We start from the raw sequence: 22,687 nt of genomic DNA, 5'->3' as shown, positions 1-22,687 counted from the left end.
GGACACGCGAGCGTTGAGAAACAGGACAGGCGAGGCGAAGTTTTTTTCAGGCGAGGCGCGATTGCAGGGTTACCCAGTAGCGCGTGCGGTAGACGACGCTCACCGGCAATGCCCGCGACACGGCGCTGAGCACCAGATCGGTGTCACGCAATTGGAAGGCGCCGCTGATCAGCAGTTCGCCCACTTGTGGCTCGCAGCGTATCCAGCCGGGCCGATAGCGGTTCAACTCGCGCACGAATGCCGACAGCGGCATCCGCTCGACGCGCAACACGCCTTGCGCCCAGTCGCCGCTGCCGGCAGGCAACGCGGTCGCGGCCAGCACGTGATGGTTGTCGAAACGTACGTTTTGCCCGGCGTTCAGCCGCACCTCGGCGTTGCCCCGGTTCGGCTGGATATCGACCGCGCCGGCAAACACGCTGACCAGACTCTGCGCCTCTTCCAGTCGCACGCTGAACCGCGTGCCGACCGGACGCACGTTGCCCTGATCGGTCTGCACCAACAGCGGCCGCTTGAGACGGTCCTGAGCGGTGGTCACCAGAATTTCCCCGGCGCGCAGCCGAATCAACCGCTGGGTTGCATCAAACACAATGTCCACGGCGCTTTGGGTGTTCAGATTCAGCTGTGTGCCGTCCGGCAAATTGATCTGCCGCTGCTCGCCGATGGCGGTTCGCTCATCCGCCGACCAGGACGATTGACGCCACGCCACCAGCGCCGCAGGCCCGGCAGTCATCAGCAGGACCAAGGCCTTGAGCCCGGAGCGACGACTCAACTGATCGGCGCGGTCCAGCGTCGGCAAACCTACGCCACTGGGAATGCCCTGCCATTGCTGACTGACCCGCTGCGCCAACTGCCAGGCGCGCTCATGATCGGGATGCTGCTTGCGCCACTGCTCGAATCGCACGTGTTGAGCCGCGTCGTGATCCATGTCGTTCAGGCGCATGTACCAGCGTGCGGCTTCGCGCACGACGCTGCGCTCCAGCGGCAGGTCGCTCATCCTTCCTGCGCCATCGCCAGCAGCATGCATTGCTCCATCGCCTGCGTGAGGTAGCGCTGCACAGTGCGCACCGTCACGTTCAGCATCGTGGCGATTTCGGCGTAAGTGTGGCCTTCCAGTTGCGACAGCAAAAACGCCCGGCGCACCAACGGCGGCAAGCCTTGCAATAGGGTATCGACTGTCTGCAGTGCCTCGCGGATCAGGCATTGCTCCTCGGCGGACGGCGCGAACTGGTCAGGCAGTTGCTCCAGCGTCTGCAACCACGCCTCTTCTACCGAACGACGGCGGTACAAATTGAGCATCAGCCGCCGGGCGATGGTCGCCAGGTAGGCGCGCGGCTGGTTCAGGTCCGGCTCACGGGGCGCCGCGGGCGTGCGGAACATCCGCACAAACGTGTCCTGCGCCAAGTCAGCGGCATCGCTGCGGCAACCCATCCGCCGCCATAACCAGCCCTGGAGCCAGGAATGGTGCTCGACGTACAGCGATTGAATGTCGCGGTGCAGGGTTGAGTCGCGGGAAGAGGCAGCACCCATGAGGCGGGTTTCCTGTTAAAGCGAGGCGATTGCATTTGAGAATGGATCGCACTATAGCGATGCAACCGGCGGGCGACAAGCGAACATCGGCGCGCTAGATTCATTGGCGAATCGCCCCACCACAATTTCGCCGGACGGTACTGAGCCAATGAACAGCAGCCTCGATCACCTCGCCATCGTCGCGCCGGACCTGGAGACCGGCTGCGCGTTCGTGACCCGCGCGCTGGGCGTCGAGTTGCAACCGGGCGGCAGCCATCCACGGATGGGCACCCACAACCGACTGCTGCGCCTCGGTGAAGCGGTGTATCTGGAAGTGATTGCGGTAGACCCGTGCGCCGCGCGTCCGAACCGCCCGCGCTGGTTTGACCTCGATCAATTGCCCGCCGATGCACCCGCCCGCCTGGCCACATGGGCGGCCCGGACCGATGATATCCACGGCATAAACAAGGCGTGGCGCGACATTGTCGGAGACGCGGAGCCCATGACCCGAGGCCATTTGTCCTGGCAGATCACGATCCCCCACGACGGCAGCCTGCCACTGGACGGTGCCGCCCCGACCTTGATTCAGTGGGACTCACCGGAACACCCCGCCCGCACGCTCAAGGATCAGGGTTGTTCGCTGATCGCGCTCGACGTATTTCATTTCGATCCCGAAAAAATCAACACCCTGCTCGGCGCGATCAATTTTTCGGGACCGGTTAATCTGCATGCGCTTGGCGCGGGAGCAACGCCGTATTTAATCGCGCATATCCAAACGCCGAGCGGGTTGAAAACACTGCCGATGCCGAGCGTTTGAATAGAGGATTGGTCAGGTTTTACACCAACCGTTCGATCTTCTTATGCTGCCAGACGAACTTGTAGTACGCCGTCTGCAACGCCAGCATCCCCAGATACGCCACCGGAAATGCCATCCATACGCCCTGCAATCCGAACTGCCCGTCCAGCACATACGCCACCGGCAATTGCACCAGCACCACGCAAACAATCGAAATCGCCATCGGCACCAACACCGTGCCGCTGGCGCGCATGATCCCGCCGACAATCGCCTGGAAGCCGAACACCAGCAGGCTCCAGAGCATGATGTGCAACAGGTGCTCGGCCATCGCCCGGGTCGTGTCTTCTGTGAGGAACAACCCCAACAACCAATGCGACAACAGATAACCCAACACCACCAGGCCACCGGTGAGGCATACGTTGATCAGCAGCCCCGTGCGCAAAATCGGCCCCATGCGCTCCAGCCGCCCGGCCCCAATCGCCTGCGCACCCAGGATCGAGGCGGTGATCGCAATCGACAGCGCCGGAAACTGCACGTAATTGACGATCTGCGTGACCGCGCCATACGCGGCCGTCGCTTGCGAGCCGTGCTGATTGACCAGCGCCAGAATCACCAGCTCCGACACCGACAACACCACCATCTGTAACCCGGTCGGCAACCCGATGCGCAGCACTTTGCCGAGAATTACCCGGTCCAGGCGCATCGCCGCGAACATCTCCCGGTCCGGCGCCAGCGGATGGCCCCTGCGAATCAACCGCCACGCCAGCCACCCCATCGCCGACACGTTACCCACCAACCCGGCATACGCCGCACTCTGAATCCCCATCGGCGGCAACCCCAGCCATCCGCGAATCAACGCCGGTGTCAGCGCCAACCCGATACACGTCGACACCACCAACGCCACCAGCGGCGATACCGTATCGCTGACCCCGCGCAGCAATTGCGTGAACAGCACGTAGACCAGCAGCGACGGCATGATCCACATCATCACGTGCGCGTAAGAGACGGCGTCGTCGAGCACGTCGGCCGGGGTGCCCAAACCCTGTAGCGCCGGCCGTGCGAAGACGCTGCCGAGAATAGCCGCCGCCAGACCTATCATTGCGCCCAGCAGTAACGTGGTGCCGGCGATGGCTTTTACCATGTGCAACTCACGGGCGCCCCACGCCTGCCCAATAAGCACGCCCGCGCCCGCACCGAGGCCAATGACCAGCGCGATGAAGAAAAAGACGATGGGGAACATGCCGGAAACAGCCGCCAACGCCTGGGTGCCGAGCATTTGGCCGATGTAGATGCTGTTGATCGTGCCGGACATCGACTGGAGGAAGTTCGACAGGACCATCGGCGCGAGGAAAAGCAGGTAGGTTTTCCAGAGTGGGGAGGATTGGGTTGGGGTTGGCATTGGATAGAGGTCCATCTCGACTGCTGGAGGTCTGATAAAGGATAGCTTCGATGAGTCAAAACCGAGGACCGCTGAACATCTCAGGTCTGTGTTTATATTTCCAGCCAAGAGACGTGAAATGTTCGAGATTTTATCGTGACGGGTCCTGCATAACGCTCGGAACCCGTGATATCCACTCATTCCTTGATCACCTTGCTCCTCGGTCCAGCGGGCGCGGAGGATGCCAGTGCGCCCCCGTCACCTAACGCCTAGCCGGATGCCATCACCCTGCGCTGACGGCGCTGTTTCCATACATTGCCGCCATCGATAGTCACCATCACGTCAATGAAGTTCTCATAAAAAATCCACGGCGTAACATCCGCTCCATACCGACCAATAACTCCCCCGGAGCACACCATCATGAAACGCCAAACCCTTCTCAGCATCGCTTTCTCGCTCTTCGCCGTTAACGCTTTTGCCGCCGCCCCTGTGCACCAGATGGTTGCTGAAGGTGGCTCGGATCGACTGATTGAAAGCCGTGTGGCTGAAGGTGGTTCGGATCGCTTGATTGAAAACCGGGTTGCCGCTGACGGTGCTGACCGTGTGCAACAGAACCGCGTTGCCGAAGGTGGCTCGGATCGTCTGATTGAAAACCGCGTTGCCGCCGATGGCTCCGACCGCCTGCAACAGAACCGCGTTGCCGCTGATGGTTCGGACCATCTGAACCAGAATCGCGTTGCCGAAGGTGGCGCCGACCGCCTGATCAAATATCGCGCTGCATAAATGAATGGCTTTACCGCGGTCCTCAATGAAAAGCCCGGCCTGTCCCGCCGGGCTTTTTTGCGTTTGTCCTGATTCTCGATTGCCTGCCTGCTCACGTCGCCGGCCTTGCTATCCTGCTGTTCAACATCAGCACGGACGCCTGCCAATGGTCATCGCACCGGCCTTCATCCTCCACGAAACCGAACACTGGATTCTCAACCATCACCTGGCGTCCGCATTGCCGGGTTACCTGATGCTGGGGTCGAAGGCTCACGTCAGCTCGGTGGCTGATCTGCCGGACGCCGCGCTGGCGGAGTTGGGCGGTTTGCTCGCCAACACCCAGCGAGTCCTCGAAGGACTGTTGCAACCCAAGTGGCTCTACATCAGCCGGTTCGGGCACATGCCGGGTTATCCGCTGCACTTTCATTTCATTCCGGTGTACGCCTGGGTTGAGGCGCTGTTCTGGCAGGACGAGCGCTACAGGCTCCTGCAAACGTTCGACTACTCAGGCAGTGGGCAATCACTCACCGACGGTGCCGAGCTGACACTGTTTATCTGGCGCGAATTCGGCGAAAAACCCCGGCCACCGGCCATTCAAGGCCCGGCGATCAGCGAAGTGATTGATCGTTTGTGCAGGGCGTTCAAACAGAGTGACTCGAAGGCCGCGCTTTAGCGCAGAGTCATCAACCAACGCTTGCCAATGCCCATTGAGAACGCGTTTTATGGACGCAGCCTGGAATGCCGGGCGCACTGCCACCGAAGAGGTTTTGCCTATGTTTCATCCTTCACGCTTACCGCGGTTTCTGTCCTGCGCCGCACTCAGCCTGTTCATCGGCGGCGCACAAGCCGACGCTTCCTCACCGCCACCCGATGCCTTGCAGCCGCTGCTAGTGACCATGAACGAGCGCTTGAACATCGGCGACCTGGTGGCGCTGACCAAGTGGGACAGCGGAAAGTTGAAGGTGCAGGACAGTACCCGGGAAGCGCAGGTTATCGATAACGCGAGGAAAGTCGCCGCCGAGCGCAAACTGGACCCGGACGAGGTCGCCGATTTGATCGCCGCGCAAATTGAAGCCAACAAGTTGGTGCAATACGGTCTGTTCGCGCAATGGCAAGCGGCCGGCAAAGCGCCCGATACGCCTCGACCGGACCTCATCAAACAAATCCGTCCGCAACTGGATGCGCTGCAAAATCGTCTGCTGCAGCAATACGCCGACTTCGAGCCTTATCGCAAAGACCCGAACTGTCCGGGCTGGTTGGCCAAGCAAAGAGCCAGTCTGATCAAGGATCAGTTGCACGGCCAGGCGCTGATTCGAGCCACCGGGGAGCTGTGTATCGTCGATAAATCAAAGGGTTAAGCGACCATTGACCGCGTCGATAGTCACCATTGACTCAATGAAGTTCTCTTAAAAAATCCGGGGCGTAACATCGCCAACCATACCAACCAATAACACCCCCGGAGCAAACATCATGAAACGCCAAACCGTCCTCAGCATCGCTTTCTCGCTCTTCGCCGTTAACGCTTTTGCCGCTACCCCTGTGCACCAGATGGTTGCTGAAGGTGGCTCGGATCGTCTGATTGAAAGCCGTGTGGCGGAAGGTGGCTCTGATCGTCTGATTGAAAACCGGGTCGCCGCTGATGGTGCTGACCGTTTGCAACAGAATCGTGTAGCCGAAGGTGGCTCTGATCGTCTGATTGAAAACCGGGTTGCCGCTGATGGTGCTGACCGTCTGCAACAGAATCGCGTCGCCGAAGGTGGTTCCGACCGCTTGATCGAAAGCCGCGCTGTCTGAATGGATGGCTGTACCGCGACACTCAACAAGAAGCCCGGCCTCACCCGCCGGGCTTTTTCATGCACAAAACAAATCAGTCCCGGGATTATCGCCAGCGAGTCGGCGTGATCGCCGCAGCGAATCAGTACTGGCGTGAAGTGGCTGATCGTCGAGGCAGGAACTTTGTTTCCCGTTGAAAATAACTCGAACTCCCGCCATGGCGCTGCATCCAACGAATAGATCACTGGAGGTAAGTGCCATGAACAACGATGACCGTGTTAACGACCTCGACCGCGAAACCGCAACAAACGCCCCGCCCCTGGATACGTCTGGCAAACCCGTCAATGTGGTGGAAAGGGATCTGGAAGACACCGACCGCGATACCCGAGGCGTGGATGAAGTCATTACGCCCTCTTCCACCCGCGTCAAAGAGCAGGATGCCGAAGAGCTGAATCAAAAAATTGCCGAGATAGAGCGCAAAGTGGCGGATGGTAATTAGCTGGAGCCTATAAAAGCCTGGCCTGATCGGTCGGGCTTTTTAGCTAGCGACTGATCGTGTAAACAAGGCTCGGCAACTGCCCCGGCACGTCATCCAGCACATCGACGCGCTGCATGCCGATTTTCTCCAGCACGTGGATCGATGCCGCATGCGCCGGTCTTACCAGCGCAAAAATTTGCCGCAGTTTTAGCTCATCGAGCCCGAACCCAACTGCTGCGCGGCTCAACTCGGTTGCATACCCCCGGCCCCACGCCGTCACGGCAAACCGATAACCCAGGTTCAGTCGTTCTGTTTCTGCGTACTTGCGCGAATCAACACCACCAAAACCGATCACACAATCCGGGGCGTCGCGGGTGGCAATCGTCCACTGCCCGTAGCCATGAATTTCCCAGTGGGTCATCCACTGAGTCAGAAGCGTTTGTGCCTGATCAATACGGGTCAGCGGGCCGGCGGGATTGAACTGGTTCGTGGCGGGGTCGCCGTAGATGGCGAAGACGCTGGCCAGGTCGTCGACTTGGGGTGGCCGTAACAGTAATCGCGCGGTGATTCGTGGCACAGGCAAGCCCTATTGCGGCTGAAACGTTTGAAGGTAAGCCAGCAGGTTTTCGACTTTTTCCGGATCGTCCAGGCCCCAGAAAATCATCCGCGTGCCGGGCACCACTTTCTTTGGCGCTTCGAGGTACGCGGTCAGGTTCTCGCGGGTCCAGACCAGGCCGGCTGATTTCATCGCGTCGGAATACTGGTAATCCGTGGTGCTGGCCGAGGCGCGGCCAATAATGCCATTGAGTTGCGGCCCGAAAGAGCCGCGCGCCGACGTTCCGACCTGATGGCAACCCCCGCACAAACGCTTGAACAGTGTCGCGCCCGCCTCGGCATCGCCCGCCGCAGCGGCCGGCAGGCTGAACAACCCGGTACAGAGCAGCAAGGTGAAGGTGACGGCGACGGTGCTCTTCATGTTCGGTTCCAGACCAGAAAGTGTTCACAACAGAAGCTGGCCGCGATTTCACCATGATCGTCTATCCTGTGCACCCCGAATTTACCGGAGACGCTTGTGCCGCCCTTGACCGCCCGCGAGGTTTACCAGCAACTGCGCGATGCCGCGCTGGAAGTCCGGCCGCTGCAGCGCCTTGCCGAACAACCCGAGTCCGGCCACGTGCTCGTCGATATCGAAGGCTGGCGCCTGAGCCTCGGTTTTGACGGCACTCGTCTGCTGCATTGCCAGCGCTGCCAACGCCCGGACGGTCGCGAGGGCGAATTGGGCCAATGGCAACGTTTTGGTACTGATCCGGTCAGTTTGCTCAGCACCTGGGAGCTGGCGCAGATCGAACGCCTGTGTCGCGGATTGATTCAATCGCCCTGATGGGCCGTGCCCTGGGTCCGCGTTACGCCGCAGTGGGGTGTTAAAAACCTCGGGTTTGCGCACCTGGGCCATGAAAGGGCCGCCACTGGCACCGACTTGGCGATTGCGCATACCATGCCGCGACTCCAGAAAATTAGACAGTGGCCATGATCAAAGCGAGTTTGCGCAGTCACCTGACCCTGTGGTTTGCCGGTTTATCGCTGCTCACGCTGGTGAGCGTAGGTTTCTACGTGGGCCACATTGCCACCGCGCAGATGAAGCAGGCCAGCGGCAATGCCTTGCTGAGCACCGCGCGCTCGGCGTCCGAACTGCTGGGCGCGCAGCTGCATGAACGCCAACTCGAAGTGTCGCTGCTCAGCCGCGCCCCGCTGTTCAAAAGAGGCGATCTCGACGACCCGGACATTTTGACCTCGATGGAACTGCGCTCGCAGTCCCGCGCCGAATACGCGTGGATGGGCGTGGCCGATGCCGACGGGCGTGTGCGCCAAGCGGTGAACGGGCTGCTGGTCAATCAATCGGTAAAAGAACGCCCATGGTTCCAGGCCGGAATGCGCGGCGCCTACACCGGCGACCCGCATGAAGCGGTATTGCTGGCCAAACTGCTACCGGCAAACACCACGGGCGAGCCGTTGCGTTTCATCGATTTCGCCGCACCGATCCACGATGCCCAAGGCAAGGTGATAGGCGTGTTGGGCGCGCATGCACATTGGAGCTGGGTGACGCGGATTGTGGATGCGGCGGTGCTGCAAAAAGGCACGGAGCCTGAAGTGCAAGCGCTGATCGTCGATCACGACGGCAAAGTGCTCTACCCGGAGTCGCTGCTGGGGCAACAATTGCCACTGTCCGAGCAAAAACCTTCCGACGTTCCCGGCTGGACCGTCGGCCAGGGTTTCCTCACCAGCATGGTCGCCGTGCCCGTGCCGTCGAGCACCGGCCTTTCGTGGTACATCGCGGTTCGCCAACCACTGGACATCGCCCTGCAGCCCGCGCGCATTCTGCTCTACAAGCTGTTGCTGCTGGGCGTGCTGGCGGCCGTGGCGTTCGGCTTCGTCGCCTACTACCTGGCGTTGTACCTGAGCCGCCCGATCGAACTGTTGGCGAAATCGGCCCAGCAGGTGCAGAACCAGCAATCCGGGGCAACGTTCCCGCAGGATCATTCGGTCCTGGAGATCGCCCAACTCGGCCTGTCCATCCAAAGCATGACGCAGTCGCTGCTCGGCAAGGAGCGCGAGCTGCAAGAGGCCAACGCTTCGCTGGAAGCCACGGTCGCGCAGCGCACCGCCGCCCTCACCCAGGCCAATGCCGAACTGCTGAAACTGGCGACCCACGACGCCCTGACCGGCGTGTACAACCGGCGGCGCTTCGACGAAAAACTGGCCGAGTCCAGCCTGCTCTTCCAGCGCACCGGACGCCCGTTTGCGCTGCTGTTCATCGACGCCGATCACTTCAAGAAAATCAACGACACCCACGGTCACGCCGTCGGCGATGAAGTGCTGCAACGCATCGCCCAACTGATTCAGGGCACCACCCGCGAAACCGATTTTGTGGCGCGCTACGGCGGTGAGGAATTTGCCGTGTTGTTGCCGGAAATCGAGCAACCCGACTGCCCCGAAGTCGTCGCCGAAAAAATTCGCGCCGCCATCGCCGGGGCCGGCTTTGGCTCGATTGGCCAGGTCACCGTAAGCATCGGCATCGGCCTGGCCGAGCTTTCGGACAGCAACACCACGGCGCTGATCAAACGCGCCGACCAGCAGTTGTATCAGGCGAAGTGGTCCGGCAGAAATCGCGTGGCGTACAACGCCAGCGCGACTGAGACCTCGCGCTAGCACGCCTTGCGATCCATCGACAAAAGCGTGATGGCTGTCGGCAAACCGATGTAAAGGGTGCTTTACATTGGAAAAAGCATCGACCAATATGTAAAGGACGTTTTACATCAAGGATTATGAAATGAAACGGTATTACCTCGAAATGGGCGCAGCGCTAGCCCTGTATTCGATTGTGTTGATGGCTTCGATATTCCTGCTAATGCGCTTGCAAGACGCCAGTCTTTATTTGCGCACGCTCATCACGCTCACTCCGGTGATCCCGGCTGCGTTGATGTGCTGGGCCATCGTCCGCCAGCTTCGGCGCCTGGATGAAATGCATTTACGCATCCAGTTCGAAGCCTTGGGCTTCGCTTTTGCGGCGTCTGCGCTACTGACCTTCAGCTACGGTTTTCTGGAAAATGTCGGTGCGCCCCACTTGCCTTGGCTATGGGTATGGCCGGTGATGGGCCTGACGTGGATCATCGGGCTGCGCGTTGCCAGACGCCGTTATCAATGAAGAATCGGTTGAAAGAACTTCGTGCCGAACGCAAGTGGTCGCAGGTCGACCTGGCCTCGCTGCTGAACGTATCCCGGCAGACGATCAATGCGATTGAAAACGAGCGGTACGACCCAAGCTTGCCGCTGGCCTTTCAAATCTCCCGAGCGTTCGAATTGCCAATCGAGAGCATTTTTGATGACGGGGATTCGGGCCTGTCCTGAGGCCCCTCACTCCATGCGAAGTGAAAAAACAGATCGAACAGTCTTTCAACGGCTCGACCCTGAAGTCGTGCCTATTCAAGTCTCAGCAGGCCCGAAGGCACGACTGTTTCGATGAGCCCGGTAGCCACGTCGTAGACCAACCCCGTCAACTGGAAGATGGCGGACTTGCCGGTGCATGCGTATTTTCCGCTGGGGCGCACCACGCGGATGGCGGCGCGTGCGTTTGCGGATTTTCTGGCGACGACGCTCGGCAGCGGACCGAACGGTGATTGATCACTGAGCATCAATGCCCGGACATCAAACCATGCAACACGCCGAGCCTTAACCCGGCTTCGGACGGTGTCATCTGCGCGATGCCAAACACCTTGAACGCCGCCAGCATCAGCACCAGACCACCGGGCAAGGTGCTCAGGCGATGGCTTGGCAAACCGGCCAGCCGCAGCTGGCTGACATGGCCGGCTTCGAGCAATCGCAGCGACAAACGCAGCAGGCCGCTATAGCTGATGCCGCTTTGGCCAGGGTTATTCAGTCCGTTGGCTTTGAGTAGTTTCGCCAACGTGCGGGCGGTGCCGGAAGAGCCGATCGCTTGCTGCCAACCCAATGCGCGATAACGCTGTGCAACCGTTTCAAATTGCAGCGTCGCCACGCGCTCGGCCTCCAGCAGCGCCGACGCCGTGATGCGACCATCCTGAAAGTATCGAGCCCCCACGTTGCCGCTGCCGATGGCGATGCTTTCGGTCAGCAACGGTTGCGCGCCCCGCCCCAGGATCAGTTCGGTGGAACCGCCGCCAATGTCCACCACCAGGCGCATGGTTTCGGCACTCGGGATCGTATGGGCCACGCCGGCGTAGACCAGTTGCGCTTCTTCGTGCCCGGAGATCACATCGATCCGAAAGCCCAGGTGCCGCTCTGCGCTGGCCAGAAACAGCCGGGCATTATCGGCCTCGCGCACCGCGCTGGTTGCCACCGCCCGCACCCGTCCGGCCTCGAAGCCGCGCAGTTTTTTGCCGAACCTTGCCAGCGCCTGCCAGCCTCGGTCGAGTGCCAACTCGTCCAGCGCGCCGCCCTGAAACCCCTCCGCCAGCCGCACGGGCTCACGCAGGGTTTTGACTTCCTGGATCATCAACTGCTGGTTGCGCCTGACCGACTGGCCAATCATCAGGCGAAACGCATTGGAGCCCAGGTCTATGGCCGCGAACAGAGAGGCGTCACCTTTCATGGAAATTCCTGGCAGGTTTATCAGCCCGTGGACGGGGTTCCGCCGAGCCTTCAAGACGGTTTGCGAGGATCCTGTCATGGGTTGAGTGACACCTTGATGACAACGCAATATGGCCGCCGCGACGCCGCTCACTGGCCGCGAGCGGCCTGTTTCGAACAGTTCAGCGCCACGGCGGCATGGATCAGCGCCGTCAACGCCTGTTCATTGATCGCTTCGCCCTCATGCACGTCAATCGCCCGTCGGGTATTACCTTCGAGGCTGGAATTGAACAGCCCTGAAGGGTCTTGCAGCGACGCCCCCTTGGCGAAGGTCATTTTCACCACACTTTTGTAGGTTTCGCCGGTGCAGATAATGCCCGCGTGCGACCACACGGGAACGCCGCGCCATTTCCACTCCTCGACCACTTCAGGGTCGGCTTGCCGGATCAGCGCGCGGATGCGCGCCAGCGTATCGCCGCGCCAATCCGTCAGTTCCTTGATTCGCTGATCGATCAGCCGGGACGCGGATTCCGCGCCCGCCTCTGCCTCGGTTGAACCGGTGTGCTCCTTCTTCATGACTATCGTCCTCTGGATGATGGTGTCCCTCGCCGCACTTGAGTATTGCGGCAGTCAGCGGGTTTTGCCGTTTCGCCGACGACATGACCTTTTGGCTGCGCAAGGTTGCGAGCATCCCGATCCGGGCCTATGGTCGAAGCGAGCTATTGCCTGCCATCCATCGCAGGTCATTGTCCATCCATGGAACTTCGCAGGAGGTGACAACATGCCCGAACAGCCTATTCCAGACACTTCACGCCCCGCCGTGCTCGGCCTGATTGGCAACACGCCGCTGGTACGGGTCAGCCGCTTCGATACCGGCCTGTGCACGCTGTTTCTCAAACTCGAATCGCAAAATCCCGGCGGTTCAATCAAGGACCGCATCGGCCTGGCGATGATCGACGCCGCCGAACGTGACGGTCGTCTCAAACCTGGCGGCACCATCGTTGAAGCCACCGCCGGCAACACGGGTCTGGGTCTGGCCCTGGTCGGTCGCGCCAAGGGTTATCGCGTGGTGCTGGTGGTGCCGGACAAGATGTCCACGGAAAAAGTCCTGCACCTCAAGGCAATGGGCGCCGAGGTGCACATCACCCGTTCCGATGTCGGCAAGGGCCACCCCGAGTATTACCAGGACGTGGCCGCGCGCCTGGCGCAGGACATTCCCGGCGCGTTTTTCGCCGACCAGTTCAACAACCCGGCCAACCCACTGGCCCACGAATGCAGCACCGCGCCGGAGATCTGGGCGCAAACCGAACACGATCTGGACGCCATCGTCGTCGGTGTCGGTTCCGCTGGCACGCTGACCGGGCTGACCCGTTTCTTCAAACGCGTGCAGCCGGACCTGGAAATGGTGCTGGCCGACCCGGTCGGCTCGGTGATGGCTGAATACAGCCGCAGCGGGACCATCGGCACCCCCGGTGCGTGGGCGGTGGAAGGCATCGGCGAGGACTTCATCCCGTCGATTGCCGACCTCTCCAGCGTGCACCACGCCTATTCGATCAGCGACGAGGAAAGCTTCGATCACGCCCGCCAGTTGCTGCGCGCCGAAGGCATTCTCGGCGGTTCCTCGACCGGCACCTTGCTCGCCGCCGCCCTGCGTTATTGCCGCGAGCAAACCGAGCCCAAGCGCGTGGTCAGCTTCGTCTGCGACACTGGCACCCGCTACCTGTCGAAGGTCTACAACGACCAATGGATGAACGATCAGGGCCTGCTCGCGCAAAAACGGTACGGTGATGTGCGCGACATCATCGCCCGGCGTTTCGAGGATGGCCGGGTGATCAGCGTCGGCCCGGACGACACGCTGCTGACGGCGTTCCAGCGCATGCGCCTGGCGGATGTGTCGCAGTTGCCGGTGCTGGTGGATGGCCAGAAACTGGTCGGCGTGATCGACGAATCCGACATTCTGTTGCGCCTGCAGGAAGACGCCTCGCACTTTCGCCTGACCGTCGCCAGCGCGATGACCGACAAGGTCGAGACGCTGCCGCCGAACACCAGCCTGACCGCGTTGCAGGCCGAACTGGACCGTGGCCTGGTCGCCATTATTGCCGACGCTTCGGGCTTTCACGGCCTGATTACCCGCGTCGACCTGCTCAACCATTTGCGGAGATCCCTGACATGAGTCAACACGATGAAACCGGCGCGCCACGCGCTTTCGCCACGCGGGTGATCCACGCCGGGCAAACGCCGGACCCGACCACCGGCGCGCTGATGCCGCCGATTTACGCCAACTCCACGTACTTGCAACAAAGCCCCGGCGTGCACAAGGGCTTCGATTACGGGCGCTCGCACAACCCGACGCGTTTTGCGCTGGAACGCTGCGTCGCCGACCTCGAAAGCGGCACCCAGGCTTTCGCGTTCGCCTCCGGACTGGCGGCGATATCCAACGTGCTCGAATTGCTCGATGCCGGTGCACACATCGTTTCGGGCAATGATTTGTACGGCGGCACCTTCCGCCTGTTCGACAAGGTCCGGCGGCGTAGCGCCGGGCACCGCTTCAGCTTTGTCGACCTGACCGACCTGTCGGCCTTCGAAGCCTCACTTCAAGACGACACGAAAATGGTCTGGGTCGAGACGCCCAGCAATCCGCTGCTGAGCCTGACGGACCTCGCCGCCGTCGCGCGCATCTGCCGTGGCCGAGGCATCATCTGCGTCGCCGACAATACCTTCGCCAGCCCGTGGATCCAGCGGCCGCTGGAGCTGGGTTTCGACATCGTGCTGCACTCGACCACCAAATACCTGAACGGCCACTCCGATGTAATCGGCGGCATCGCCGTGGTCGGGGACAACGCCGAACTGGCCGAACGCCTGGGCTTTTTGCAGAATTCGGTGGGCGCCATTGCCGGGCCGTTCGACGCGTTCCTCACGTTGCGTGGGGTGAAAACCCTGGCGCTGCGCATGGAACGCCACTGCAGCAACGCGCTGGAACTGGCGCAATGGCTGGAGCGCCAGCCGCAAGTGGCGCGCGTCTACTATCCGGGCCTGCCGTCACACCCGCAGCATGAGCTGGCGAAACGGCAGATGCGCGGCTTCGGCGGGATGATTTCCATCGACCTCAACAGCGACCTTGCCGGCGCCCGGCGTTTCCTCGAAAGTGTGCAAATCTTCGCACTGGCCGAAAGCCTGGGCGGCGTCGAAAGCCTGATCGAGCACCCGGCGATCATGACCCACGCCACCATCCCCGCCGAAACCCGCGCGCAACTGGGGATCGGCGACGGGTTGGTGCGGTTGTCGGTCGGCGTCGAGGATGTCGAAGATTTGCGCGCCGACCTGGCCCAGGCGCTGGCGCGCCTGTGAAAACCAACCTCAGACCAATAACAACAGGAGTCATTGATGTCTGAACTGAAGCTACACCCCAACGCCGCGGCATCGCTGAAACAGTGGCACGCGATGATCAGCAAGGCTGATTTGAAAGCCTTGCCCGAATTGCTCGACCCGCAAGCGGTGTTCCGCTCGCCGATGGCGCACGCGCCCTACCCCGGCGCGCCGGTGGTGACGATGATCCTGAACACAGTGGTTGAGGTGTTTAAGGACTTCACTTACCACCGTGAATTGGCGACAGAAGACGGCTTGAGCGTGGTGCTGGAGTTCAGCGCCAACGTCAACGGAAAAAAGCTCAAGGGCATCGACATGATCCGCTTCGACGAGCAGGGCAAGATTGTCGAGTTTGAGGTGATGGTGCGGCCGATGAGTGGCTTGCAGGCGTTGGGCGAAGAAATGGGCAGCAGGCTTGGCGCTTATCTGGCGGCAAGTAAAGGCTGATTGCGAAAAACAATGCTTGTAGGGTGAATATGTCCGTGTTCAAGAAAAAGCTTCTGGCAGCCCTGTTCTGCTGCGCTGCACTGTCGGCGACCCCATCCACCTACGCGGCCAGTTTCGACTGTAACCAGGCCAAGGCGGTCGATGAAAAAACCGTCTGCGCCAACCGTGCGCTGAACGACCTCGACGTAAAAATGGCAGTGCTTTACAGCCTTGACCGAAAGTTTTTGCCCATGGGCGGACGCGACGATTTGATTAGCCAGCAGCAGGACTGGCTGAAAAGCCGAGCATCGTGCGGGGCAAACGTGAGTTGCTTGACGGACTCGTACGAACGGCGAATCCAGGTGCTGCAAAAGATCATCGATACACGGGTGGTGACGAAAGGGCCGTTTTGACCGAAGGGCCAGTCGCCCGCATCACCTTGGCGCAACCGCACGCCAAGGTGATGCGCCCAAGCGTTAGTTGCCGGACTTGATGCTCGTCCATACCCGCGTGCGAACCCGCTCAAGCTTCTGCGGCAATGGCTGCACCACGTACAACGTTTTCAGCGCTTCGCTGGTCGGCGTCAGGTTCGGGTTGCCGGTGATGTCCTTGTTGATCAGCGGCAGAGAATCCTTGTTGGCGTTCGGGTAGCCAAGGAAATCGCTGATCGGAGCGATGACTTTCGGGTCGAGCAAAGTGTTGAGGAACTCGTGGGCTTCCTCGACATTCTTCGCGCTTTTTGGAATGGCAAAGGTATCGAACCAGATCGGTGCGCCTTCCTTCGGCAAGCGCCAATCGACGACCACGCCGTTGCCCGCCTCTTTGGCGCGATTGCCGAACTGGTAGAAGCTGCCGGAGTAGCCGATGGCGACGCAGATGTCGCCGTTGGCGATGTCGGTCATGTATTTGGCGGAGTTGAAGTAGGTGACGTACGGGCGAATCTTCAGCATCAGCGCCTTGGCTTTTTCGTAGTCGTCCGGGTTCTGGCTGTTAGGGTCCAGGCCCAGGTAGTGCAACGCCAGCGGCAGGATTTCCGACGGCGAGTCAAGCATGGCTACGCCGCAGGATTTGAGCTTTTCCATGTTCTCGGGCTTGAACACCAGGTCCCAACTGTCCACCGGTGCGTTATCGCCGAGTGCCGCTCTGACCTTGGCCGGGTTGAACCCGATCAGCACCGTGCCGTACATGTAAGGCACGCCGTACTGGTTGCCGGGGTCATTCTTGTCCAGCAACTTGAGCAGCGCCGGGTCCTGGTGCGACCAGTTCGGCAGCTTGGACTTGTCCAGTTTCTGGAACACGCCGGCCTTGATCTGGGTTTCGATAAATTGATTGGACGGCACCACCAGGTCGTAGCCCGAGTTGCCGGTCAGCAGCTTGGCTTCCAGCGACTCGTTGGTGTCGAAGGTGTCCCAGGTCACTTTGATACCGGTGTCTTTGGCGAAGTCTTTGGGCACCGACGGCAGGATGTAATCCGCCCAGTTGTACACCCGTAGTTCGCGCTGTTCGGCCTGCACCGCGCTGGCCAGCAGCGTCAACCCGCAAACGGTGGCGCCCAGTATGCGTTTCATCGTGACCATGGTTCGTTTCCCCAAGTGTGTAGCTCGATGGTTTTTATGTTCTGTACACAGCAGGCCTGCAAAATTGCCGAGGAAAGGAAAAGAGCATTGTTGTTTTTGGTGTCAACGGACCGGCAATGGCTTCGATTCTTGCCGAGGGGCTGGTCAGGAGCATAGTGCGAGGTTGGCCAAAAGGAGATCGAAATGGCCAATATGCGTGTCCGGATCAATGGACCATTCCGGTATTGGGCGCCATGACCCTCAATTGTCAGAGCAGTGCTTGCAGTCGGTGATCAACGGCTGGCCTTGCTGCCCCGCACCCTCCCCAAAAAAGAAGAGCGGGCTGTTAAGCGCCGCTCTGCGAATGATAAATGAAGGCCGCCGCAGTCCTCAGTTCGGGTCCAGCAAGCCGCCACTCCAGTTACGCGACACCCGGCTGCCGGTGAACTTGGCCACCACCATGCCTTGCGACACCAGTCGATCCCGATAGCGGGTGACCATGCGCCCGGCCTGTTCCGCATGCAGGATCACCTCGGAAGCAGGATCGCCCGGCCGGCGCAGAATCCGCGCAAAGCGCTGGCCTTCTTCGACAAAATCACCCAGCTCTTTTTCAAAGATCAGCACCCCCGGCTGCGGCGCGAGGATGGTTTCCATCTGGCCCATGTCCATCGCTTCGACGGGCCAGGCGTCCGCCGTCAGCGGTTCGTCGATGATCCCGTAACTGCACAGCCACACGTACAAGCCGTCGGCATCCTGTTCGGCAAAGCGGTCGCTGACATCGCCCTGCCCGCGCAACTCAAGGGTTGCGGCCATGCGCTGATCGGTGACGCCATCGCGCAACCACGGCGCAATGATGGTTTCCTCGAAAGAACCATCACCGCCCTCGTCCCAGATGATCGCCACGTCCATCTTCATCGCCGCCGCCAGTTCGCGGCCTCGTGGCCAGAAGCTGCGGTGCACGTAGAGGTACGGCAACGCCTCGTCATCGGTGTGCAGGTCGAGCATCACGTCGGCCGGCGCCGCCAGTTGCACCAGTTTTTTTTGCCAGTCCTGGACGTTGGTCGAAGGCTGCGCCATCGCGGTCGACTGGTCGAACGAACGGTTGAAGTTGTGCCCGGTGGCGTCGTGAAAGCGCCCGAGAATTCGCCCCTGGCGGAACTGCCCGATGCCCAGCGGATTGGCCTGCGGCACCACGGTCACGCTGCCCTTGAGCCGGCCCTGAGCCTCGGCAAGGTGCAGGCGCTGCATCAACAGGTGCAGCACCAGCATTCCGGCGATTTCATCGGCGTGCACCCCGGCTTGCAGGTGCACCTTCGGCCCGCTGTCACTGCCCACGAAACGCCACGCACCGACCTGGACCGCGTCGCCATTATTGTTGCGAACACTGAACGAAATATCCTGCGCCATCCGCTTGTCCTCCCGTCATGATCATTAAAAACCAGCGTTTGCCGCTGACTTCACTGGAGATTGAACGCCTGTTCAACTAAGCTCGCCAACCAGGCACCGCACTCAAGGATTCCTCTGTGACCACTCCTTCTGTCAAAAACCGTCGCGCTATCCCCGACGAGCGCCGCGAGATGCTGGTCGCCGCCGCCCTGCGTTGCCTGGCTCGTGACGGTCACGCCGGTATTTCAGTGCGCCGCATCGCGACCGAAGCCGGGGTCTCGGTCGGCTTGCTCAATCATCATTTCGGCAGCATCGATGCGTTGATCGCCGACACTTACCAGAAGATCGCCAGCGAACTGACCACGGCCCTGCTCCAGGAAATCCAGCGGGCCGGCACCCCGGCGCAGAAGATGGACGCGTTCCTCAAAGGCTCGTTTTCACCACGGGTCATGGACCCGCAATTGCTCGGTGTATGGGTGGTGTTCTGGAGCCTGGTCCGCCATTCCGAACACGTCAGCCTGTCCCACGAAAAGAGCTACCGCGCCTACCTCGACCTGCTGGGCCAACTGCTGAACGACATGGCCACCAGCGAAGGTTTCGTGATTCACGACACCCGGCTCGCGGCCATCGGTTTATCGGCGATGCTCGACGGACTCTGGATCGAGTGGTGCCTCAACCCCGAGACCTTCAGCCCCGCCAACGGGCTCCACATCTGCCGTTGCTGGATAAAGGGGCTGCGTCACGGAGCATTCAGCGCCGACGACGTCCTGTGAGGCGTGGCGCCCGAAGATCATCGCCAGGGTGCCGCTGATCGCAATCAGCCCGGCACCGATCATCAGCGAGACGTCCATCAGCGTGCCCCAGACGAAGCTCGACAACAGGAACGCCCAGATCAGGCCGGTGTACTCGAACGGTGCCAGCAACGTCGCAGTGGCGCGCCTGAAACTGGCGAACAACAGGAACTGGCCGATACCGCCCACCAGCCCGGCGGCGAGCATGCCCAGCCAGTCCGGCAGCGGCGCCGGGGTGTAAGTCCAGGGCAGCGCCACCGCCATGCAAACCACAAACACCACGTTAGTGATCAGCATCTGCTCCAGCACTGAGGTCTGGTCATCGACCTGACGCAACTGGATGTAGGTGAACGCCCAGCACATCGCCGCCAGCAGCGACAGCGCAATCGGCCACGGCTCGGCGATATTGCCCGGACGGCAGGCGATGATCACCCCGACAAAACCCAGGACCAGCGAGAACCACTGCCAACCGCTCGAACGCTCCTTGAGAATCACTGCCGCCAACACCGTCACCATGATCGGCGCGGTGAAATACAGGGTGGTCATTTCCGACAGGGACAAGTCCTTGGCCGCCGTGTAATACAGCACCCAGGCGACAAGCGACAGCAAGCCGCGCTCCACCAGCACGCGTCGGCTTGGCGAGCGCCAGGCTTTCTGCACCAGGCGCGAGCGCCCCGCCATCAAGCAGACGACCACCACGAACAGGCTGCGCCAGAACAGGATGGTGACCACCGAATAATCGGCGACCAGCCATTTGATCACGGCGTCCTGCAACGCCAGGAACGCGTAACCCAACGTGCACAGGCCAATGCCCTGCAACGACCGATCAACCCTTCCTGGCGTACTCATTACACCGACCTGCGCACGGGTGTCCCGCGCCGTTCGGCAAAGGCAAACAGCATCTCGATCAGGAACGTCAGGCAGACATACACCCCGGCCACCAGCAACAGCGGCTCATACACTTGAAGGGTCTGCGCCCGCACCACGTTCGCGGCGCCCAACAGATCGACAATCGCAATCGTCGACGCCAGGGCCGTGGACTTGAGCAGCATCACGGTCTCACCGGCCAGGGTTGGCAGCAGCAAGCGCAACGCTCGCGGCAAACGCACCCGCAGCAGCGACTGACGCGGGGTCATGCCGAACGCCGAAGCGGCTTCCATTTCGCCTTTGGGCACCGCCAACAGGCCGCCGCGAATCACCTCACCGACATACGCGCCCACCGACAGCACCAGCGCAAAGACGATGTACCAGTAACCATCGCGCAGATACGGCCAGAGAAAGCTGCCACGGATCAGCGGAAACTGTGCAAACAGGCTGCCGAGGCCGTAGTAGAAAATGTAGATCTGGATCAGCAACGGCGTCCCGCGCAACACGCTGGTGTAGAACAGGCTGCCCTTGGCGATGATTTTGTTTTTCGAGATCCGCGCCAACGCCACCAGCACCGCCAGCACAAACCCGAACACGCTGGAGATCAGCAGAATGGTGATGGTCGTCTGCAATCCGCGGAGCAATAGCGCCCCGTATTCAACTATCCACGCTGGAATCATTTCGTTCACTCAGCCAAAGGCATCCAGCGACGAATACGTCGCTCAAGCCGTCCCGACAGGTAGTTGGACACCAGCGTCACCACGTAATAAAGCGCGGCGGCCGTGAGGTAGAACAACAGGTAGTGACGCGTCGAACCCGCGCCTTGCTTGGCGGTGTACAGCAGCTCGTTGGTGCCGACCACGCTGATCAATGCACTGTCCTTGATCAGGTTGATCCACAGGTTGGCCATGCCGGCCATCGCGTAGGGCGCCATGATCGGCAGCGTGACCCGCCGGAACAAACCGAAACCGCTCAGGCCGAACGCCTTCCCCGCCTCGATCTGGCCGTACGGAATCGCTTGAATCGCCGCACGGAAAATCTCCGAGGCGTAAGCGCCCTGTACCAGCCCCAACACCACGATGGCCGCCAGCGGACCGCTGACATTGACCACGTCGTAACCCATCTGCGTCATCAGCGAGTTCAGCAGCATCGAGCCGACGTAGTACAGCAACAGAATCAGCAACAACTCCGGAATCGCCCGGAACAACGTGGTGTAACCGCGCATCAGTGCCGCGATTGGTTTGGGCGCGCCCAATTTGAGGCAAGCCACCACCAGGCCGATGAACAGCCCGACCACAAAGGCCCCCGCCGATATCTGCAGGGTCATCAACAGTCCCTTCAACAGCGCAGCGCCCCATCCTGTTTCGCTGAAACCGATCAACTCGAACATTGCAGGCATTTCATTCTCCGGTTGGCGAAACCAACTGCTTGCCACGATCCCTGAGGGAGCGAGCAAGCTCGCTCCCACAGGATCTCTGTTCTGGTCAGAGCGCAGGTTTTACGCTGGTGCCGAAATAGCTTTGGGACAGATCGTCGTAGTATTTGCTGGCCAGCAAACTGACGATTGCCTTGTCGAGTTTCGCCTTGAGCTCGGTGTCGTCCTTGCGCAGACCGGCGGCCACGCCTCTGCCGAAGATCGGGTCATATGGCACAGTGGCGAGGTATTCCAGGTTGCTCGCGTCCGGGCTCTTCATGAAGGACGCCATGGCTGTGGCATCCGCCATTATCAAATCGACGCGACCGGAAATCAGGTCGGCGTTGGCCGAGTCCTGGGTGTCGTAGTACTTCACGTCAGCGTTTTTTTCGTAGTACTGCTTCAGGTAGCTGGCGCTCACGGTCGAGTTCTGCACGCCGATGATTTTGCCTTTGAGGTCATCCGGGTACTTTTTCACCGAGGTGCCTTTGGGCCCGACAATCGCAATCGCCGTGTCGTAATACGCCTTGCTGAAAGCGATTTGTTTTTCGCGCTCGTCAGTCACCGACATCGAGGAAAAAATCACGTCGATCTTCTTCGCCAGCAGCGACGGAATGATGCCGTCCCATGCCACTTCCTTGATCTCGCATTCGGCTTTCATTTCGCTGCAGAGCTTGTGAATCAGGTCGACTTCAAAGCCTTTCCATTCACCATTGGCCTGCTTCTCGGTGTACGGCGGGTACGGTTCGGCTGCTACTGCGAACCTGATGGGCTGGGCCTGTGCAGCACTCATGCCGGCCAGCAATACGCAGGCCACGCCCGTAAACCAGTTTGCCAATCGTCGATTTCCCATGATGTTTTCCCGTCTTCTTATGAGGTTATTAGCGAGTCTGATGAGCGTTGACAAATTGCCGGCAACGCTCGCTGCGTGGGTGTGCAAACACTTCGTCCGGCGAACCGGTTTCTTCGATCAGCCCTTGATGCAAGTAAGCGACTTTGGACGACACATCGCGGGCGAAGGCCATTTCGTGAGTCACCAGGATCATGGTCCGGCCTTCTTCCGCGAGGGAGCGGATCACCCGCAG

General features: G+C 60.7%; 28 protein-coding genes and 2 pseudogenes. 15 read left to right on the top strand and 15 right to left on the bottom strand.

Annotated features, from left to right (window positions below; translation table 11 throughout):
* Positions 1-46: 46 nt before the first annotated feature.
* Together ACQKP4_RS19850 and ACQKP4_RS19845 are read right to left on the bottom strand one after the other, a co-directional pair.
* Positions 47-994: a FecR domain-containing protein gene (locus ACQKP4_RS19850; protein WP_427635327.1), complete on the bottom strand. Its 948-nt coding sequence runs from the start codon at positions 992-994 to the stop codon at positions 47-49.
* Positions 991-1,527 carry a sigma-70 family RNA polymerase sigma factor gene (locus tag ACQKP4_RS19845; protein WP_427635326.1) on the bottom strand — a complete coding sequence of 179 codons (537 nt, stop codon included), beginning with the start codon at positions 1,525-1,527 and terminating at the stop codon, positions 991-993. The genes ACQKP4_RS19850 and ACQKP4_RS19845 overlap by 4 nt, the downstream gene beginning before the upstream one ends.
* 148 nt (positions 1,528-1,675) lie before the next feature.
* Between ACQKP4_RS19845 and ACQKP4_RS19840 the strand changes: the two genes are divergently transcribed.
* Entirely contained in the window at positions 1,676-2,323 is a 648-nt protein-coding gene (locus tag ACQKP4_RS19840; protein WP_427635325.1) for a VOC family protein, read from the top strand.
* 19 nt (positions 2,324-2,342) lie between these two features.
* Here ACQKP4_RS19840 and ACQKP4_RS19835 read toward each other — a convergent pair whose 3' ends face one another.
* Positions 2,343-3,701, bottom strand: a complete 1,359-nt coding sequence (locus ACQKP4_RS19835; protein WP_427635324.1) for an MATE family efflux transporter — start codon at positions 3,699-3,701, stop codon at positions 2,343-2,345.
* A 399-nt stretch (positions 3,702-4,100) separates the two neighbouring features.
* Between ACQKP4_RS19835 and ACQKP4_RS19830 the strand changes: the two genes are divergently transcribed.
* The 5 genes from ACQKP4_RS19830 (at position 4,101) to ACQKP4_RS19810 (ending at position 6,714) form a co-directional block, all read left to right on the top strand.
* Positions 4,101-4,463 carry a hypothetical protein gene (locus ACQKP4_RS19830; RefSeq protein ID WP_427635323.1) on the top strand — a complete coding sequence of 121 codons (363 nt, stop codon included), beginning with the start codon at positions 4,101-4,103 and terminating at the stop codon, positions 4,461-4,463.
* A 145-nt stretch (positions 4,464-4,608) separates the two neighbouring features.
* A complete protein-coding gene (locus ACQKP4_RS19825; protein ID WP_427635322.1) occupies positions 4,609-5,115 on the top strand; it encodes an HIT family protein in 507 nt (168 codons plus the stop codon).
* A gap of 100 nt (positions 5,116-5,215) precedes the next feature.
* Entirely contained in the window at positions 5,216-5,800 is a 585-nt protein-coding gene (locus ACQKP4_RS19820) for a chorismate mutase (protein WP_427635339.1), read from the top strand.
* A 112-nt stretch (positions 5,801-5,912) separates the two neighbouring features.
* Positions 5,913-6,236, top strand: a complete 324-nt coding sequence (locus tag ACQKP4_RS19815) for a hypothetical protein (RefSeq protein ID WP_427635321.1) — start codon at positions 5,913-5,915, stop codon at positions 6,234-6,236.
* Between the two features lie 238 nt (positions 6,237-6,474).
* On the top strand, positions 6,475-6,714 hold the full coding sequence (locus tag ACQKP4_RS19810) for a hypothetical protein (RefSeq protein ID WP_427635320.1): 240 nt from the start codon (positions 6,475-6,477) through the stop codon (positions 6,712-6,714).
* A gap of 43 nt (positions 6,715-6,757) precedes the next feature.
* Here the strand turns inward: ACQKP4_RS19810 and ACQKP4_RS19805 are convergent, their stop codons facing one another.
* Together ACQKP4_RS19805 and ACQKP4_RS19800 are read right to left on the bottom strand one after the other, a co-directional pair.
* A complete protein-coding gene (locus ACQKP4_RS19805) occupies positions 6,758-7,270 on the bottom strand; it encodes a GNAT family N-acetyltransferase (protein ID WP_427635319.1) in 513 nt (170 codons plus the stop codon).
* A 9-nt stretch (positions 7,271-7,279) separates the two neighbouring features.
* Positions 7,280-7,669, bottom strand: a complete 390-nt coding sequence (locus ACQKP4_RS19800) for a c-type cytochrome (RefSeq protein ID WP_427635318.1) — start codon at positions 7,667-7,669, stop codon at positions 7,280-7,282.
* 96 nt (positions 7,670-7,765) lie between these two features.
* Between ACQKP4_RS19800 and ACQKP4_RS19795 the strand changes: the two genes are divergently transcribed.
* The 4 genes from ACQKP4_RS19795 to ACQKP4_RS19780 all read left to right on the top strand — a co-directional run bounded on the left by ACQKP4_RS19795 (position 7,766) and on the right by ACQKP4_RS19780 (position 10,599).
* Entirely contained in the window at positions 7,766-8,074 is a 309-nt protein-coding gene (locus tag ACQKP4_RS19795) for a DUF7693 family protein (protein WP_427635317.1), read from the top strand.
* 146 nt (positions 8,075-8,220) lie between these two features.
* Positions 8,221-9,900: a sensor domain-containing diguanylate cyclase gene (locus ACQKP4_RS19790; protein ID WP_427635316.1), complete on the top strand. Its 1,680-nt coding sequence runs from the start codon at positions 8,221-8,223 to the stop codon at positions 9,898-9,900.
* A 121-nt stretch (positions 9,901-10,021) separates the two neighbouring features.
* Complete coding sequence (locus ACQKP4_RS19785) at positions 10,022-10,396, top strand: hypothetical protein (RefSeq protein WP_427635315.1); 375 nt, start codon at positions 10,022-10,024, stop codon at positions 10,394-10,396.
* Positions 10,393-10,599, top strand: a complete 207-nt coding sequence (locus tag ACQKP4_RS19780) for a helix-turn-helix transcriptional regulator (protein WP_427635314.1) — start codon at positions 10,393-10,395, stop codon at positions 10,597-10,599. The genes ACQKP4_RS19785 and ACQKP4_RS19780 overlap by 4 nt, the downstream gene beginning before the upstream one ends.
* A 71-nt stretch (positions 10,600-10,670) precedes the next feature.
* Here ACQKP4_RS19780 and ACQKP4_RS19775 read toward each other — a convergent pair whose 3' ends face one another.
* The 3 genes from ACQKP4_RS19775 to ACQKP4_RS19765 all read right to left on the bottom strand — a co-directional run bounded on the left by ACQKP4_RS19775 (position 10,671) and on the right by ACQKP4_RS19765 (position 12,372).
* Positions 10,671-10,883 carry a hypothetical protein gene (locus tag ACQKP4_RS19775; protein ID WP_427635313.1) on the bottom strand — a complete coding sequence of 71 codons (213 nt, stop codon included), beginning with the start codon at positions 10,881-10,883 and terminating at the stop codon, positions 10,671-10,673.
* Complete coding sequence (locus ACQKP4_RS19770; RefSeq protein WP_427635312.1) at positions 10,883-11,818, bottom strand: Ppx/GppA family phosphatase; 936 nt, start codon at positions 11,816-11,818, stop codon at positions 10,883-10,885. The genes ACQKP4_RS19775 and ACQKP4_RS19770 overlap by 1 nt, the downstream gene beginning before the upstream one ends.
* Before the next feature lie 128 nt (positions 11,819-11,946).
* The gene (locus ACQKP4_RS19765; RefSeq protein ID WP_427635311.1) at positions 11,947-12,372 is read right to left on the bottom strand and encodes a DUF1801 domain-containing protein; all 426 of its coding nucleotides are present in this window, start codon (positions 12,370-12,372) and stop codon (positions 11,947-11,949) included.
* A 220-nt stretch (positions 12,373-12,592) separates the two neighbouring features.
* On the opposite strand from ACQKP4_RS19765, the gene ACQKP4_RS19760 reads away from it, so the two are divergent.
* Genes ACQKP4_RS19760 through ACQKP4_RS19745 form a run of 4 tightly spaced genes read left to right on the top strand, consistent with a single transcriptional unit; the run spans position 12,593 to position 16,001 of the window.
* Positions 12,593-13,969: a pyridoxal-phosphate dependent enzyme gene (locus ACQKP4_RS19760; protein WP_427635338.1), complete on the top strand. Its 1,377-nt coding sequence runs from the start codon at positions 12,593-12,595 to the stop codon at positions 13,967-13,969.
* On the top strand, positions 13,966-15,144 hold the full coding sequence (locus tag ACQKP4_RS19755) for a cystathionine gamma-synthase (RefSeq protein ID WP_427635310.1): 1,179 nt from the start codon (positions 13,966-13,968) through the stop codon (positions 15,142-15,144). The genes ACQKP4_RS19760 and ACQKP4_RS19755 overlap by 4 nt, the downstream gene beginning before the upstream one ends.
* Before the next feature lie 36 nt (positions 15,145-15,180).
* Complete coding sequence (locus ACQKP4_RS19750) at positions 15,181-15,609, top strand: nuclear transport factor 2 family protein (protein WP_427635309.1); 429 nt, start codon at positions 15,181-15,183, stop codon at positions 15,607-15,609.
* Positions 15,610-15,644: 35 nt separating this feature from the next.
* On the top strand, positions 15,645-16,001 hold the full coding sequence (locus ACQKP4_RS19745; RefSeq protein WP_427635308.1) for a lysozyme inhibitor LprI family protein: 357 nt from the start codon (positions 15,645-15,647) through the stop codon (positions 15,999-16,001).
* 63 nt (positions 16,002-16,064) lie between these two features.
* Here the strand turns inward: ACQKP4_RS19745 and ACQKP4_RS19740 are convergent, their stop codons facing one another.
* Positions 16,065-17,165: a polyamine ABC transporter substrate-binding protein gene (locus ACQKP4_RS19740; protein WP_427635307.1), complete on the bottom strand. Its 1,101-nt coding sequence runs from the start codon at positions 17,163-17,165 to the stop codon at positions 16,065-16,067.
* Positions 17,166-17,534: 369 nt separating this feature from the next.
* Positions 17,535-18,551: a succinylglutamate desuccinylase gene (locus ACQKP4_RS19735; protein ID WP_427635306.1), complete on the bottom strand. Its 1,017-nt coding sequence runs from the start codon at positions 18,549-18,551 to the stop codon at positions 17,535-17,537.
* Positions 18,552-18,721: 170 nt separating this feature from the next.
* Between ACQKP4_RS19735 and ACQKP4_RS19730 the strand changes: the two are divergent.
* A pseudogene (locus tag ACQKP4_RS19730) lies at positions 18,722-19,207 on the top strand (TetR family transcriptional regulator C-terminal domain-containing protein); the annotation flags it as partial.
* On the opposite strand, the gene ACQKP4_RS19725 reads toward ACQKP4_RS19730, so the two are convergent.
* The 5 genes and pseudogenes from ACQKP4_RS19725 to ACQKP4_RS19705 all read right to left on the bottom strand — a co-directional run.
* The gene (locus ACQKP4_RS19725) at positions 19,163-20,170 is read right to left on the bottom strand and encodes a DMT family transporter (protein ID WP_427635305.1); all 1,008 of its coding nucleotides are present in this window, start codon (positions 20,168-20,170) and stop codon (positions 19,163-19,165) included. The pseudogene ACQKP4_RS19730 and the gene ACQKP4_RS19725 sit on opposite strands and share 45 nt — an antisense overlap.
* Positions 20,170-20,868 carry an ABC transporter permease gene (locus ACQKP4_RS19720; RefSeq protein WP_427635337.1) on the bottom strand — a complete coding sequence of 233 codons (699 nt, stop codon included), beginning with the start codon at positions 20,866-20,868 and terminating at the stop codon, positions 20,170-20,172. The genes ACQKP4_RS19725 and ACQKP4_RS19720 overlap by 1 nt, the downstream gene beginning before the upstream one ends.
* A gap of 5 nt (positions 20,869-20,873) precedes the next feature.
* Complete coding sequence (locus ACQKP4_RS19715; RefSeq protein ID WP_427635304.1) at positions 20,874-21,587, bottom strand: ABC transporter permease; 714 nt, start codon at positions 21,585-21,587, stop codon at positions 20,874-20,876.
* An 85-nt stretch (positions 21,588-21,672) separates the two neighbouring features.
* Positions 21,673-22,455, bottom strand: coding sequence for a transporter substrate-binding domain-containing protein (locus ACQKP4_RS19710; RefSeq protein ID WP_427635303.1), 783 nt, complete (start codon positions 22,453-22,455; stop codon positions 21,673-21,675).
* 28 nt (positions 22,456-22,483) lie between these two features.
* Positions 22,484-22,687: pseudogene (locus ACQKP4_RS19705) on the bottom strand (aminotransferase class I/II-fold pyridoxal phosphate-dependent enzyme); the annotation flags it as partial.

Source organism: Pseudomonas sp. NPDC086278 (assembly GCF_050280905.1).
Taxonomy (GTDB): Bacteria; Pseudomonadota; Gammaproteobacteria; order Pseudomonadales; family Pseudomonadaceae; genus Aquipseudomonas.
The sequence above is the reverse complement of the archived record's forward strand: the minus strand, read 5'-3'. Positions and strand labels throughout refer to the sequence as shown.

What these genes read in the sequence shown, in the direction of transcription:
- ACQKP4_RS19715 (WP_427635304.1), bottom strand. Translation starts at nt 21,587, where the DNA reads ATGCCTGCAATGTTCGAGTTGATCGGTTTCAGCGAAACAGGATGGGGC.
- ACQKP4_RS19770 (WP_427635312.1), bottom strand. Translation starts at nt 11,818, where the DNA reads ATGAAAGGTGACGCCTCTCTGTTCGCGGCCATAGACCTGGGCTCCAAT.
- ACQKP4_RS19735 (WP_427635306.1), bottom strand. Translation starts at nt 18,551, where the DNA reads ATGGCGCAGGATATTTCGTTCAGTGTTCGCAACAATAATGGCGACGCG.
- ACQKP4_RS19850 (WP_427635327.1), bottom strand. Translation starts at nt 994, where the DNA reads ATGAGCGACCTGCCGCTGGAGCGCAGCGTCGTGCGCGAAGCCGCACGC.
- ACQKP4_RS19740 (WP_427635307.1), bottom strand. Translation starts at nt 17,165, where the DNA reads ATGGTCACGATGAAACGCATACTGGGCGCCACCGTTTGCGGGTTGACG.
- ACQKP4_RS19825 (WP_427635322.1), top strand. Translation starts at nt 4,609, where the DNA reads ATGGTCATCGCACCGGCCTTCATCCTCCACGAAACCGAACACTGGATT.
- ACQKP4_RS19790 (WP_427635316.1), top strand. Translation starts at nt 8,221, where the DNA reads ATGATCAAAGCGAGTTTGCGCAGTCACCTGACCCTGTGGTTTGCCGGT.
- ACQKP4_RS19720 (WP_427635337.1), bottom strand. Translation starts at nt 20,868, where the DNA reads ATGATTCCAGCGTGGATAGTTGAATACGGGGCGCTATTGCTCCGCGGA.
- ACQKP4_RS19725 (WP_427635305.1), bottom strand. Translation starts at nt 20,170, where the DNA reads ATGAGTACGCCAGGAAGGGTTGATCGGTCGTTGCAGGGCATTGGCCTG.
- ACQKP4_RS19815 (WP_427635321.1), top strand. Translation starts at nt 5,913, where the DNA reads ATGAAACGCCAAACCGTCCTCAGCATCGCTTTCTCGCTCTTCGCCGTT.
- ACQKP4_RS19835 (WP_427635324.1), bottom strand. Translation starts at nt 3,701, where the DNA reads ATGCCAACCCCAACCCAATCCTCCCCACTCTGGAAAACCTACCTGCTT.
- ACQKP4_RS19780 (WP_427635314.1), top strand. Translation starts at nt 10,393, where the DNA reads ATGAAGAATCGGTTGAAAGAACTTCGTGCCGAACGCAAGTGGTCGCAG.
- ACQKP4_RS19775 (WP_427635313.1), bottom strand. Translation starts at nt 10,883, where the DNA reads ATGCTCAGTGATCAATCACCGTTCGGTCCGCTGCCGAGCGTCGTCGCC.
- ACQKP4_RS19755 (WP_427635310.1), top strand. Translation starts at nt 13,966, where the DNA reads ATGAGTCAACACGATGAAACCGGCGCGCCACGCGCTTTCGCCACGCGG.
- ACQKP4_RS19820 (WP_427635339.1), top strand. Translation starts at nt 5,216, where the DNA reads ATGTTTCATCCTTCACGCTTACCGCGGTTTCTGTCCTGCGCCGCACTC.
- ACQKP4_RS19810 (WP_427635320.1), top strand. Translation starts at nt 6,475, where the DNA reads ATGAACAACGATGACCGTGTTAACGACCTCGACCGCGAAACCGCAACA.
- ACQKP4_RS19840 (WP_427635325.1), top strand. Translation starts at nt 1,676, where the DNA reads ATGAACAGCAGCCTCGATCACCTCGCCATCGTCGCGCCGGACCTGGAG.
- ACQKP4_RS19830 (WP_427635323.1), top strand. Translation starts at nt 4,101, where the DNA reads ATGAAACGCCAAACCCTTCTCAGCATCGCTTTCTCGCTCTTCGCCGTT.
- ACQKP4_RS19710 (WP_427635303.1), bottom strand. Translation starts at nt 22,455, where the DNA reads ATGGGAAATCGACGATTGGCAAACTGGTTTACGGGCGTGGCCTGCGTA.
- ACQKP4_RS19750 (WP_427635309.1), top strand. Translation starts at nt 15,181, where the DNA reads ATGTCTGAACTGAAGCTACACCCCAACGCCGCGGCATCGCTGAAACAG.
- ACQKP4_RS19785 (WP_427635315.1), top strand. Translation starts at nt 10,022, where the DNA reads ATGAAACGGTATTACCTCGAAATGGGCGCAGCGCTAGCCCTGTATTCG.
- ACQKP4_RS19765 (WP_427635311.1), bottom strand. Translation starts at nt 12,372, where the DNA reads ATGAAGAAGGAGCACACCGGTTCAACCGAGGCAGAGGCGGGCGCGGAA.
- ACQKP4_RS19800 (WP_427635318.1), bottom strand. Translation starts at nt 7,669, where the DNA reads ATGAAGAGCACCGTCGCCGTCACCTTCACCTTGCTGCTCTGTACCGGG.
- ACQKP4_RS19845 (WP_427635326.1), bottom strand. Translation starts at nt 1,527, where the DNA reads ATGGGTGCTGCCTCTTCCCGCGACTCAACCCTGCACCGCGACATTCAA.